This is a genomic window from Escherichia sp. XD33, assembly GCF_019375075.1.
GTDB classification, from domain to species: Bacteria; Pseudomonadota; Gammaproteobacteria; order Enterobacterales; family Enterobacteriaceae; genus Enterobacter; species Enterobacter flexneri_A.
The window spans coordinates 26051-38361 of the sequence record NZ_JAENDM010000040.1 but is presented as its reverse complement, the minus strand read 5'-3'; the positions used below and the strand labels follow the sequence as shown (position 1 = coordinate 38361).

The window sequence follows — 12311 nt, the reverse complement described above, 5'->3', positions numbered from 1 at the left end:
TGTCTGGATAATGCTGTGGTGGAGTGTTTCTTTGGAACCTTAAAGTCGGAGTGTTTTTATCTTGATGAGTTCAGTAATATAAGCGAGCTGAAGGATGCTGTTACGGAATATATTGAATACTACAACAGCAGAAGAATTAGCCTGAAATTAAAAGGTCTGACTCCAATTGAATATCGGAATCAGACCTATATGCCTCGTGTTTAACTGTCCAACTTTCTGGGGTCAGTACAACCCGAGGCCCCTGTATGCTAGTCACACACAGCGTAGCCTCTTGCCTGCTTAAATGCAAGGAGAAGAAGGCCATGAAAATGCCGAACCAACCCATTGTTTTGTGCATATTAATAGTTTGTTTAACGCTGTTGATATTCACCTGGCTCACACGAAACTCGCTTTGCGAGTTGCGGATGAAAGACGGAACAAGGGAGGTATTTGCTATCCTGGCCTACGAATCCGGTAAGTAGCTGACAAAGAGGGGGGCAACCCCCCTCTTTTCAGGGTGTGGATTAGTATGCCATCGGCACCTTTTGAAAGGGTTCCTCTAAAGCGGAGGAACCCTTTTTTCTTTTAGTGAAAAGATTGTGGTTAGTAACGTTATGCAGGGTAAGCGTTCATATCAGCGGGCCACCAGCCATCTTTCATTCCCATCATGAAATTGCGGTTCATTGTGCCCACAAACACTCAGCTGGGCACCGTTCCGCTTCATGCAGGTCCGGTGCATCTTCATTTTCAGACGCTAAGCTGATCGGGGTGCATCGTGGAGCAGTGATGCCAGAGGGAGAAATTGCAACCGTGAAATCAAAACTTATCATTCGGCTACCGGGCAGTGGTACTCACCTGGCAGAGCATGTATTTATATCCGGGCCTGGCTGATGCAGCCCTTCATACCTTCTGCTTCTCAAGGACACGGCGGAGTTTTTTTACCTGGGACGCAGTGGAAAGTGTGCCGGTTCTGGGATGGCATGCGCTTGCCTTTTCATCAGGTTTAAGCTCATAGGCTAATGCCAGATCGTTCAGAGCCGCCTCAGCTTTCAGCAGGGCCTCAATGGCCGTGTTCAGGTATACAGTTCGGCTCTCATGGTTCATCAGTATTGTCCTCACAAGGGTAAAATGACAGGCGATACCTGCCGTTTACCCTTTGTCTCCGTTAAGAATGGCATTACGGCAGGCTTCCCAGATAACCTGGGCATTAGCATCACACTCCACGAACCCGCCGCACTGATCGTATATCACCTGGTATACCTCTGGGGGAATCTTCCCAGGCGCAACCGGAGTTGAGCGTTTGCCTTTATGAATCTCATCTGCGGTATCACAGACAGCGTCGAGATGCCGCGACATCCACTCAGATAATTTCAGACCCTCTCGATTTGCCTGTTTTACATAGCGAACCTTTCTGGAAACCGTAGATCGCATCTGAATCTGTGTCACAGCTGGCACATCTTCTTTCATGGCATTCTGTAATGCAGCTTTGGGCTTTTTCATGTTCATGGTTGCTTTAAATTATTCTGGAGTTCGTCTGTTATAAATGCTGCCGTGATCTGTCAGCGTCGCTTAAATAGTTTATCGCCTTCCGCCAGTTCGCCGTTGAGCTGTTCAATCACACTCCAGATGAGCCGATCATCCGGCGTTGAGCCTGCACACTCTTTCACGACCGCCACGGGTCTAAATTCTTCAGGGTCTGCCTGCCCGGAGGTGAAGAGCCTGCTCTCAACCCAGTGGGCCCCCTCTGTGCAGCAGTGGCAACTGGTTTCAGGTGGTTCATCCAGACCGTCCACTCCACAGGCTGAGCAGGTGAACAGTTTGCGAGACCCACCAGCCAGTGGCGTATCGCAAGCTGCTGGAAGTGCGCCAGCATTGCGCCAGTAAAGCACATGATTTGAATCGTAGCAGTGTCCATGAAGCAGAAGCGAAACGCCGCAACTGCGAGTTTCAATGGCTTTGCCTGTGCCAAGGTATTGCCCGATTTCGTCCCATACGTCCACTAAGGTGTCAGGCAGCGGACGCGTAACAGGGAACTTAGCGCAGTCGTCCGGGGTGCCTTTAATGCAGCAGAGGGCCGAATACGCAAGCTCCTGCATTTCGTAGGAGTACTGACCACATACCACGCGTTCCAGTTTGTCGATTAGTTGTTCTTTATTCATCATACTTAGCCTTATTAAACAAATTCATTACACCACTGGCACCATCTGGGCAGGAGCAGACTGCGGCCCGGTAGTAGAGCCGCAGGGGGTGTCGCTGGACTAACAGGCGCTCAGTGAGTCCCGCACTTCCTCATGACTGGTCATATTCAGAAGAAGCTTTCCAGGGCAGCGTGGTTCCGCCTGTGAACGGGTGACGTCTTCATTGAGTGCCTGGATATGAGCAGATTCAACGGTCCTACGCTGTACGACATGGTTGCTAAGGTTGAATTCGCACTGGAGCCTTCTGGCATCAGAATCCGCGTTCATTGCAATGCGTTCATCAAAGCGGCGGTTCATTCGCAGAGCCTCTTCGTGAGCTGCATCAACAAGGGTGCGTCTGGTGACATAGTCGTTACCAGCAAAAAACGATAGCTGAGCGTGTTCCGAAGAGTAGTCGGAGCTTCCCTTACAACGGGCAATCGCGGCTTCAGAGTGCAGGATTAATGAACTCAACCGTGAACAGACGTCATTGATGGTGCCTGTTTTCAGACAGTCGTGGATAAGTGTCCAGGCGGAAATGCTCAGCGGGCGGCTGGTGGTCACATAGGGATTGTAATGATCAACCGTTACGATTGTACGCAGTGAATGAAGCGATTCGGACTGCGTACGTAAGTCACGGCGAACAGTAGATGCCACCGAGGCAACATCTTTACATTCTTTGTCGGACATCGAGTCCAGTACGCGGATCTCCACCTCTGCCGCCTTTGAGGCGATATGCGCACTAATCTCCCCCTTAAGACGTTTGTAGTCAGCCTTGAAGCTTCCCACGCTGTCAATATCGATCCAGTAACCACAGCTGTAACCAGCATTACCAAACTCGTCATCTTTCTCATAGTTCGGACAGCCGTCATTGCTCCAGCCAGCTTTTTCCAGCAGCTCGTCAATAGCGACCAGCTCAGCCATTGGTGCATGTTCGATAATGAAATAATGGACACGGCCCCAGGCATATGCGCGTGAACGGCCATCAACAGAAGTATCAGAAGTCGTCTGACGGGAAAGTTTCATGAGGTACTCCAGTTCTGCCCGGTACCGCCGGGGCGGTGGTGCGAAAGCCGCACCATGAATGACACTATGATCCTCCTGACTTCTATTGTCAATACAATTGAAGCGGCGTTTTATTTATTCATTATTTGGACCCGGCTCGTACGGAACGACCGTCGGGACTTGCCGATCTTTCTACGGTGAGCAGGGGAAGGGAACATCCCAACGCTTGTTTCCAGATGTGCAGCCTGGGAGGGCGCAGAATGCCTGACAGAATCATCGTGCAGCGGTGGCGAAAGACCCGACAAACGGGAAAAGCATCCTTTTATTCCAAATCCAACCTCAGCTTTTAATTACGCCAGTACGTTTCCTAAACATGCCAAATCGGTCTCTTATACGCCCGGATGGGCCCGATGAAAACGATAAAATGAGAAAAAGAACCCGACACATCGCTGCTCTCTGGGAAAGCCGGTCAGCAGATGGAGCGCCAGAAACTAAATCCGCTGGTTTTAATAATGATTGAGGAGAACAAGATGAAAGATAACAAGACACGTCCTGTAGACTCGTATGCTCATGCTGATTTCATGGAGTCCGTCTTCAGCAACCTCAGGGCTTTCTGTGATGCGGAATGCCAGCGGCTAACTGCCGGTTATCCCCCAACTGTCAAACCAGAACAGCAAAGCACTGACGGCCAGCTGTCGGCGGCATAAAGCATTACCTGCCAGTTCGTTCAAATTTCTGCTTCCTTAAGCCCGGGCCAAAAGCCCGGCTCAATCCAAAAACTGAACGTACCAGTTTACCTCTATATCTCCTGAATCCCCTGCGACTTACAAGAGACCCGCACCGGTTTAGCCATTCCTGTCCTGCCACTCTCCCATCACTGGCCCAGACAACCGGAAAAGTAACTTTTCTCTCTGAGTCACCTTCTGAACCAGTTATTTTGCTTAAACGTAAAAACGGCCCACTGTTGTGAAGATTTAAAACGGACGGATCGAGTAGTATTGCCTCAGGAAAATTTTTAAAAAAAGTTACTTTTTCTTCTCCGCAACCTATTAGGAAAAATGTCGAACCTGGTATTGTTGTGTTGTAGCGCAGTTAAACAACCAACCAAAAAAGAGAACAAAAATGTCCGCAATCGAAACTGAAGTAAAAAACAACAGCAACGAAATCAGCCTTCGTGGTTACCTGGAACGCACTGGTAACGGTGCCCGTAAAGGCAACGGCCTTATCATTGACCCTTCGGTTGTTGTAGAGCAGGAAGGCTTTAACACCCGCACGGCCGGTATGGGCGAGCTCTACTATTCAATGCCTCACGTTGTGGAACACCTGAACAGCCTGGCCGATGCCTACATGGAAGACCCGTTCAGCGTGACGCCTATCGTTGTTCAGATGGTTAATGGCGTACCTGTACTGCGTCAGGGGGCTTGCCGTATCCGTTCCATCGCTATTGCAAACCGCCAGCTGGAAGCAGAAGGGCGTGAACGCATTACTCGTATTCGCTGCGAAGAGTTTCGCGGTAGCGCTTCAAAAGCAGAACTCTTCACCCTGACCGGCAACTCCAACCTGGCGCTGTCTGTCGTAGCTGAAGCGCTTTCAATTAAGCGTCTGGTTGAAGATAAAGAAGAGCCTAAGACCTTTGCGGAACTGGCAAAAAAACGTGGTAAATCAGAGCAGCATCTTCGCCAGATGGTTCGCGTACTGGACCTGCCTTCTGAACTACAGACCATGCTTGTGAGCGATCAGGTGAGCATGTACGTTGCACTGGACGAGTATATGTACAGCGGTGAGGATGCGGTAGATAACATCAACAAAGCGATCTCCATCTATGGCAAGGCGACGAAAAACACGCTGAAATTCGTCAAAGCTGCCAAGGTAGAAGAGCGCATGGCAGATCCGCAGACTCCGGAAAACATCGGTGCTGAGCAACCGGCAGATGATACTACCGATAACACCCCGGTACCGGATCAACTGAACGATGAAAGCAATACGGAGACGCTGGATACGCCACCGGTACAGGAACCGGCTCCAGCTCCAAAGGACAGCGCTCCTAAACAGAACCCGGCAGGTAAAGCACCTTCCATGTCCAGCGTTCTGAACAAAAAGACTGTGACCGTCATTGCAGACACCGCGATCCCGATTTTTGAACGTATTGCTGAAGAAGCCAAGCTTAAAGAAGGTGAATCTGTCAGTACTGATACTTACACGCTTGTTCTGACCAATGATGAAATGAACGATATCATCAACGCTCATGCTGACCTGAAAGAGTACCTGCGTAAGCATGCTGATAAGATGAACAAGGGACAGTCATGATTTTCTGACCGACCCCTCCATCCGGACGGGTCGGTAACTTTTTCAGGACAAGGGGAAACAGGGCAATGAAGAAGGCTGTTATCAACGTAGACAAAACTAACCCACTGCCAGTCCTGACGGATTCGGTGACCCGGGTAAGTATTCAGTGCACGGCAAAAGATGAAAACGGGGCAGGGATCGAAGTGAATATACTCGACCTGATTCAGGATCATGATACGGCTGAAGTGAAAGTGCAGTTTGGGAGCTCGCCTGTTCAGGCTCTGGCGATGCTCCGCCGGGTTATGACAGCACTGGAAAAGCAGGCAAACGCAGAACTGAATACAAACCACTATTCGCGTATGCAGTGATCTACTCTGGCAATTTCATCCATGCTGCCTCTGATCTGTCAATCGCGGGCGAAACCTCAGGATGAATAACGCTGATGTTAGCAGCTGGTGGAACAAACAGACTTAAATGGAAAATTGCAGTGAGTAAAACAATGCGTAACGTTGTTGCGGGTTACATTCAGCCGCTAAGCGGTTCCCGGACACTATGCTAAGCGTGGTCAGACGAAAGCTCAGCAGTATCGTCGACATGCAGGAGACCGTCAGACAGTCCTCACAAATGCTTGAGTCTGATGCAGCCATATTCCTGAAACGCGCCATAGTTGCGAGGATGCTTCAAAAAATAAAATATCAGGATAGTGAAGTTTTAAAAGACTGCCTTGGCGATTTTTTTATTTATGAACAACGTGAAAAATTGCGCCGACTTGGCGTGATTACTAACTGGGGGATTAATAAAACAGCAGACGGGAAGAATAATAAGTTGTGATAACTCAGTAAATATTAATTTAAAAAGCGTCTTCAGAAATAGAAAAAATGCAAATTATATTGCTACGGGTTATTAGCCGCTGAGGCTGTTTACATATAATACTTCTAAACAGGAGGTATTATGAAAAAACAACTGGCGTACGCTTCAAACTGTTCTGACAGTCTTTATTCGTATATTTATCGCACTCTGCAAAAACGGGCTGGTGATGAGAATGAAAGCCTTTATCAGCAGGCCATTTCCCGCTGCCGTACAGCTAAACAAAAAAAGAAACTGGCCGGGTATTATGCCGGTCCATGGCAGCTGCTTTTCAACGCGTGGTGTAACAATCGCGTCCCTAACACAGCGGTGCTGGCTCTTCTACTCCAGCAGTGCTTATCTCATTTCCAGTGCGAAGAAGTGATCGCAGCCTGGCAGTAACCCTATCAAGCCCCTTCGTATAGCGGAGGGGCAGGAGATATCTCATGTACAGAAACGACAGAAACGTGGATTCCTTCAACCTGGTTAATGCTCTTCAGCCGGTCTTTCGTAACACCGGCTGTGGGATATTTGAATACGATCGTAAAAAGCAGAATGAAACCGCTGATTCAATCTTACGAGCGTTGGCGTTAAATGCCGATTTCGCGAGGGCCTTAAAACAGTACGTCCGGATTAATTCTGTACGACGGGTTGTTCAGTTCGATGACGGCTCGGTTCGCTATGGTATTCATGCCGAATTTGAAGGGCATGATAAAATTAATTCCTTCCGTATTTTTAAAGATGAAGATACAGACGCATTTGACTCCTATTTTTATTTGGTTTGCGATAATAAAGCTGAGCTGGTGGATTTTAAAATGAACTCTCTCGATATTCAATTACAGGCTGTTTTTGAAAAAGTGACAGGTATTTATCTGTCACATTAAATATTCAAATTTTCAATCCTCGGGCTGATAGACAAAAAACGCACTTTAGAATAAAGATGAGATGAATATGAAAAACGTAAATATTTTGACTACCGATATCGCGGCCATTAATGCTCTTTCTGGCGTAGAACTGACGGACTTTCTCACTGCCGGGTATCAGGTAAACTGGTCAGGAGAAAGGGAGGTTTCGCTGGTGGGCTTTCCGTGTTTAGCAAGCAACAAGCAGCCGGTAGAAGTTGGTCCCGGTATTTTCATTAATCGCGTGTACAGCAAAGACAGCCAGTCTCTGTGCGGGAAATTGCGCTATGACCTGTCTAATGGTCTGGCATCCGGCGCATTTTCATTTTTCTCCCATTCAGGCTGGTATGGGGGATTCCGTGTCGTATCCTTCCGTGACAACGGGCCAGCTGCGTTGATCAACATTGGCATTGTCCATGAAAATGTTTTGAATGCGTTTTGTGCTGACTTCCCCCGGGCCAATGTGAGCGTAAACCGTTTTCATTGTGGCATGACGCTTGAGCAGATCCGCATGTTCATTTCAGACACCGCTTACGATATGCCGCTTTATAACAACGAGTCTGACTTTCGCAGGCTCGCCAGTTAGCATGGAGACTGGCTTCAGTGCTTACGCCTAAAAACCAATGAGCGAAGTGGCGGAACCGGTTGGCTTCGCCCAGTTGGCGTGAGCGATTAGTTCTATACGGGAAGAAGTCATAGTATTCTGAAATGATAGTTATCTCATACGAACGATAGTAATGGAGTTTCTTAATGGGCGTTGATATCTGCTGGCGATTTCAAAGGGAAGAAAAGCCTGGTAAATGGATTAATTTATCAAGCAATTATAAAGGGGACCGATCATATCTCCACTTTGCCTGGCTCGGATTTGATGTAGATCGTGAAAGGGCGAGCACATCAGCAGTTTTTATCCACGCATTACGCGGATTACCTGATGATATACCGTCCGAAGATGATGATTTATTCGGTGAACATTCATACTCATGGCTGACTTCGGAAGAAATTTTGTCAGCCATACCACCCGATAACGCCGGAGAGGTGATCCAGGAATTTGTCGAAGAAGTAAAGCGTCTCCACGTGGAGAACGGCAGCGTCCGTTTCGTCTTTGGATTTGAAGGGTAACCCGTAAGAAAGTAGCTATCTTACCCGGCTAGGTCTCCAATCTCTCAGATGCTCAAAGAGGGCCGGGCATGGTGCCCACACATCCCCTACCATTCCGATTTGATATTCGTCTAATACACCCTTTAAAGAAAACAAGCAGACGGCAATGAGACGTCGGATTAGCGTCAGCAAATATGAGACGTCAGTAGTCGATGTTTGTCCTGCGGAACGTGAATCTGTTTACAGGGGGTAAAGCCGTACCATCCATGAGGGCTCAGAGAGCCGGGGTCTCCTCCAGATCACTGGAAGTTATTGACTCTGGCAGGCCTATCCCTATGACTTTTTCCCGGATGGCAAATTAAGATCGAACAGGGCCAAATTAGTACTCTTTTCTAAACGGAAATACTGAATCACCCTGATATAACTGGTCTCTCACAAGACAGGAGATCATCAATGGAACGTGTAATATTTTCAGTAATCTTTTTTATGATGCTGGGCGTACCTTTTTACCTTCTTTATAAAATTGCCCGGGACATTTTTGGGACCGCCGGTGCTGGTGAGCCTGCACAATTGCCTCAGGGCAAGCAAAGACGCTCAGGAGGCGCTGGTTCGGGTTCGATCTGGCAAGGACACCATCTACAGGGGAGCAGCCATTTGAACCCCCTCGGAGGTGATTGTAATGGTGAAAATAGCATAGCTGGTGGTTGTGATGGTGGCGGTGGAGGAGGAGGAGGAGGAGGTGGTGGTGGTGACTGATAGCCTGCAATTTTAACTATCAGGATGAAACCCATGTCCAGCAACCGGAAAAAGAATTCATATCAACCGAAAAGCCCTGCCTTAAAGTGAAGCGTATTAAACGTGAAGGATGCTGAATTAGAGGGTATCGGTTTTATACTGAAGCGTAACTGGAAGAAGGATCTGAAATTAACTATTACGGAAAAGTAACTTTCTGACTCACCACGTACGCCCCTCGGTTATGCCATACAGTTTGATACGAAAACAGATCAGTAAGTAGATTGCTATACGCCGGAGAGAAGTCTATTTTTCATACACCGAACCTGTTTGGCCTGCAATGGAAGCAGGTATAATAATCACATACAAAGGAGGGCATTATGAATAAATTTTTATACGTGCTTTTGGCCTGGATTGTTGTGCTTTTTATCGCCAACAAACTGCTCGCAAGACGTAAGCCCAAGACGGTTAAAATCCTGGTACAGCGCAACGGGAAAGCCGCAGAGGTTGATGCTGTAGTGGTTCAGGGTTCAAAGAGAGCTAACAACAGTTCTGTTGCGGACAGCGACGCGGTAGATAGTTATTTTGAAATGAATCCTTACTCCCGCGAAAACCAGTCGAATGGTTGGGCTATGCTGGCCAGAGACGATGACCAGCTTAAATAATCAGTTGAGTGTGATGTGTAAAGCAGCTTAAAACTCTAAATGGACGAACAGGGGAGGTGACAAAGATGACAACCAATACAACAACGACCACCTACCGCTCAGAAGAAATCGTGCCGTTCAGACGGCCCAAAGGGGATCTGGATAGTCGGTATATGCCTCAGGTGTATGCAATGGTGCGGAACTGGGCAAGTAACCCTGCTCAATATGGTGAGGGTGTACTGGCCTCCTACCGCCAACCGGCAGTAAACCTTGCCTACCAGGTAAAAGGAACTCGTGTTGTTTTAATTCTGGTACCAGTAGAGTGCGAGCCACCTGGAGTGATAATGACGGAAACAGTCCTGTGGCCGTCACTATCACTTGTAGAAGTCTTGCAGACCTTGCAGGAGGCCTGGCAAAATATTCCGGCGTTAAACCCCTGACGACTTCTGTCAATATCACCGGCTAGTGATTTACCTCTCTGCTGGTGGTCAGCCCGCCTAAGTTCAAATTATCTCTTTCTAAATTAGCCCGGATAAAAATCGGTCCCTCTAAAATAGCCTGCCCTGAGTAGGCTACGTCATACAAAGCGTTGGCCAGTCACCAGCTGGCTGGTGGCCATAATGCTCCACAGGATAAACCGTATCAGAACTACGCAAAGAAAAAGCCCCAACAATTTACCGATGGGGCCTTTTGCAGACATTTTACAGCCTTACCAATGATAGAGCGCTAAGGCTTCTGCTTAGTGAACAGACTTGCCCACAGATAATGGATAAAGTTGAGCAGAATGTATGTTACTCGTTGCTCGAATTTCATCGGGGCTTTGTACTTTGTCGTTATGTTGTGAATATGAGTAAGGTCCGTATAGAGCCCTGGCGACTTCCTTGTTGACTTCAACACCGAACAGATGTGCTGAACAGACTCCGGTGTGAACAACCGTAGCCCTCGTCGTTGTTTGACTTTATGGATAAAATCGTCCATCCCCATACATAACCATTCCGGCTTGATGCCATCAAACTTACAACGTCCGTTTATGATGACGACATTGATACATTCCAGTTCTCTAGCCTTAAGAGCAGACTGAATAGCCCTGATGTGCCCCTGGTTTTGCTTAAACGGGTTCTGCAACTTGAGGGTTCGGGACTGAGTCCATTTCCGCCAGTGGCTTTCCTCCAGAGTACCGTAGAGCTTGCCTACGTAGTTTTTCTGCTCTATGACGTATATACCATGTGGGGCTACGAGAATGTGATCAACCTGAGTAGTGCTATGAGCCGACAACTGAAAGGTGAGATCACTAAGTAGCCCCTGAGCTTCTTCAGGAAGCCCAGATTCAATTGCCTTTGCAGTCCGCCGTTCCGCTATGGCAGAGGTCATAAAACCCAACAGACACAGCAACACGACGAAAATAAGGATAATGAAAGCTACCCCCGTAATGCTCCACAGCAGATTGAAAGCATCCATGTTACCTCACAGAGGGGTAGCTGGTGGCATTAACAGATTCTACCAAGCGGGTAGTGGTACCGGTAAGGCTCTCAATATTTGAAGACAGGCTCATCAGCATGCCGAGTGCAGAACGGAGATTACGATGAGGCTCATTGTAGTTTTTGAACGTGTCAGTGGAGTACATTTTTGAAAGACGTGTACGGATCTCTACTGACGTAAGATCTCCATCCACCAGGCCGTACTTAACTGCCTGAGGTGTTGGCCATACACGGCCTGAATAGAGAGAAACAGCATCGGCATCATGACGCGAGAGAAGCTTTTTACCCCGTCCAAGTTCAACATCAGTTATAAATTTTTCATGCATCGTGTTCAGGATCTCCTTCTGCATGAACTCCCTCGTTGAATCGGACAATGGGTGGAAGGGGTCAAGAGCATCTTTGAACTCACCGGCCGTAAGGGGCTCATTCTTGACGCCTACTGTGCTCATGATCTCTGACAGATTCCAGTGGTCCATACGCACACCGATAGAACCGATCAGGGCATTACTGTCGGCATAAATTGCATCAGCGGGCGATACCGCGTAATAGCATGCGGATGCGCATATGCCTTTCACACTAACGATGATTGGTTTATATGAGTCTGCGATATCAGAGAAAAAACGACCGGTACCGCTGGAGAGTACTTCGAGGGAGTTTTGCTTCGACCGTGCTTCATCGCCACGTTCTGTGCTCCCGGTTTTGTTACTCTTGTCAGCGGCTACAGATGAAAGAGAGCAACCGGCATCTGATACGCGTTCAATCTGTGGCTGGTGGTTTTTAAGCGCGTTTATCTGGCGGTAAATAATGATGGCGTCAGAGGGACCACCACCACCTGACTCTGCCTCGATAATAACTGCTTTGGCATGGGGATTATTGTAAGCTTTGGCAAGAGCTGTTGCGATCACTGTTCCATCGCCCGTTTCCGAGCCGGTACCCATCTCGCCAGAAATCCGTATTACAGCTATATGGTCTTTCTTCCCTTCAGCGTCCTGCCATTGTTCGTAAAGATTGTAGAAAGAAAACCCTACAGCGGTCATGGCAATTAGCGACATAGCAACTTTTGCCGTGGTATGAATGCGAAACATCTTATAAAAACGGTCAGCGTTATCATTGAGCGATTCTTTGATATTTGTAGGGGACTTCCTTTTTTTACTGCTTAACATC

Annotated in this window: 19 protein-coding genes and 1 pseudogene; 14 read left to right on the top strand and 6 right to left on the bottom strand. The window is 48.0% G+C overall.

Going from position 1 to position 12311, the window contains the following annotated elements:
• From K0778_RS19100 to K0778_RS27770, 3 genes and pseudogenes are all read left to right on the top strand, one after another.
• A partial coding sequence (locus tag K0778_RS19100) for an IS3 family transposase (RefSeq protein ID WP_077789370.1) occupies positions 1 to 204 on the top strand: 204 nt, incomplete at its 5' end.
• A gap of 79 nt (positions 205 to 283) precedes the next feature.
• Positions 284 to 394: pseudogene (locus K0778_RS27775) on the top strand (DUF5431 family protein); the annotation flags it as partial.
• Complete coding sequence (locus K0778_RS27770) at positions 342 to 461, top strand: type I toxin-antitoxin system Hok family toxin (RefSeq protein ID WP_223165953.1); 120 nt, start codon at positions 342 to 344, stop codon at positions 459 to 461. The pseudogene K0778_RS27775 and the gene K0778_RS27770, both read left to right, overlap by 53 nt.
• A 418-nt stretch (positions 462 to 879) precedes the next feature.
• Here the strand turns inward: K0778_RS27770 and K0778_RS19090 are convergent, their stop codons facing one another.
• The 4 genes from K0778_RS19090 to K0778_RS19075 all read right to left on the bottom strand — a co-directional run bounded on the left by K0778_RS19090 (position 880) and on the right by K0778_RS19075 (position 3182).
• Positions 880 to 1083, bottom strand: coding sequence for a hypothetical protein (locus K0778_RS19090; RefSeq protein ID WP_001015182.1), 204 nt, complete (start codon positions 1081 to 1083; stop codon positions 880 to 882).
• Between the two features lie 45 nt (positions 1084 to 1128).
• Positions 1129 to 1479: a hypothetical protein gene (locus tag K0778_RS19085; protein WP_000743060.1), complete on the bottom strand. Its 351-nt coding sequence runs from the start codon at positions 1477 to 1479 to the stop codon at positions 1129 to 1131.
• 59 nt (positions 1480 to 1538) lie between these two features.
• Positions 1539 to 2141, bottom strand: a complete 603-nt coding sequence (locus K0778_RS19080; protein WP_001424602.1) for a hypothetical protein — start codon at positions 2139 to 2141, stop codon at positions 1539 to 1541.
• A gap of 96 nt (positions 2142 to 2237) precedes the next feature.
• Positions 2238 to 3182: a DUF5417 domain-containing protein gene (locus tag K0778_RS19075; protein WP_000778030.1), complete on the bottom strand. Its 945-nt coding sequence runs from the start codon at positions 3180 to 3182 to the stop codon at positions 2238 to 2240.
• Between the two features lie 509 nt (positions 3183 to 3691).
• On the opposite strand from K0778_RS19075, the gene K0778_RS19070 reads away from it, so the two are divergent.
• From K0778_RS19070 to K0778_RS19020, 11 genes are all read left to right on the top strand, one after another.
• Positions 3692 to 3868: a hypothetical protein gene (locus K0778_RS19070; protein ID WP_001371930.1), complete on the top strand. Its 177-nt coding sequence runs from the start codon at positions 3692 to 3694 to the stop codon at positions 3866 to 3868.
• Positions 3869 to 4283: 415 nt separating this feature from the next.
• Positions 4284 to 5468: a hypothetical protein gene (locus K0778_RS19065; RefSeq protein WP_001272970.1), complete on the top strand. Its 1185-nt coding sequence runs from the start codon at positions 4284 to 4286 to the stop codon at positions 5466 to 5468.
• Positions 5469 to 5533: 65 nt separating this feature from the next.
• Positions 5534 to 5815, top strand: coding sequence for a hypothetical protein (locus tag K0778_RS19060; RefSeq protein WP_000710431.1), 282 nt, complete (start codon positions 5534 to 5536; stop codon positions 5813 to 5815).
• A 184-nt stretch (positions 5816 to 5999) separates the two neighbouring features.
• Positions 6000 to 6278, top strand: a complete 279-nt coding sequence (locus K0778_RS19055; protein WP_000953953.1) for a hypothetical protein — start codon at positions 6000 to 6002, stop codon at positions 6276 to 6278.
• Positions 6279 to 6398: 120 nt separating this feature from the next.
• Positions 6399 to 6695: a hypothetical protein gene (locus K0778_RS19050; protein WP_000744346.1), complete on the top strand. Its 297-nt coding sequence runs from the start codon at positions 6399 to 6401 to the stop codon at positions 6693 to 6695.
• A 44-nt stretch (positions 6696 to 6739) separates the two neighbouring features.
• Positions 6740 to 7177, top strand: a complete 438-nt coding sequence (locus K0778_RS19045) for a hypothetical protein (RefSeq protein WP_000286107.1) — start codon at positions 6740 to 6742, stop codon at positions 7175 to 7177.
• A 67-nt stretch (positions 7178 to 7244) separates the two neighbouring features.
• Positions 7245 to 7781: a hypothetical protein gene (locus K0778_RS19040; RefSeq protein WP_000800252.1), complete on the top strand. Its 537-nt coding sequence runs from the start codon at positions 7245 to 7247 to the stop codon at positions 7779 to 7781.
• Positions 7782 to 7945: 164 nt separating this feature from the next.
• Positions 7946 to 8314 (top strand): hypothetical protein, encoded by a 369-nt coding sequence (locus K0778_RS19035; RefSeq protein WP_000537761.1) that lies wholly within the window; start codon positions 7946 to 7948, stop codon positions 8312 to 8314.
• Between the two features lie 432 nt (positions 8315 to 8746).
• Complete coding sequence (locus K0778_RS19030; RefSeq protein WP_000442694.1) at positions 8747 to 9049, top strand: hypothetical protein; 303 nt, start codon at positions 8747 to 8749, stop codon at positions 9047 to 9049.
• Positions 9050 to 9405: 356 nt separating this feature from the next.
• Positions 9406 to 9690, top strand: a complete 285-nt coding sequence (locus K0778_RS19025; RefSeq protein ID WP_001032029.1) for a hypothetical protein — start codon at positions 9406 to 9408, stop codon at positions 9688 to 9690.
• 65 nt (positions 9691 to 9755) lie between these two features.
• Entirely contained in the window at positions 9756 to 10109 is a 354-nt protein-coding gene (locus K0778_RS19020) for a hypothetical protein (RefSeq protein WP_000210769.1), read from the top strand.
• 286 nt (positions 10110 to 10395) lie between these two features.
• On the opposite strand, the gene K0778_RS19015 is transcribed toward K0778_RS19020, so the two are convergent.
• Both K0778_RS19015 and K0778_RS19010 read right to left on the bottom strand, forming a co-directional pair.
• Positions 10396 to 11127 carry a nuclease-related domain-containing protein gene (locus K0778_RS19015; RefSeq protein ID WP_000338612.1) on the bottom strand — a complete coding sequence of 244 codons (732 nt, stop codon included), beginning with the start codon at positions 11125 to 11127 and terminating at the stop codon, positions 10396 to 10398.
• A gap of 1 nt (position 11128) precedes the next feature.
• Entirely contained in the window at positions 11129 to 12310 is a 1182-nt protein-coding gene (locus K0778_RS19010; protein WP_000952983.1) for a S49 family peptidase, read from the bottom strand.
• Position 12311: the final 1 nt, after the last annotated feature.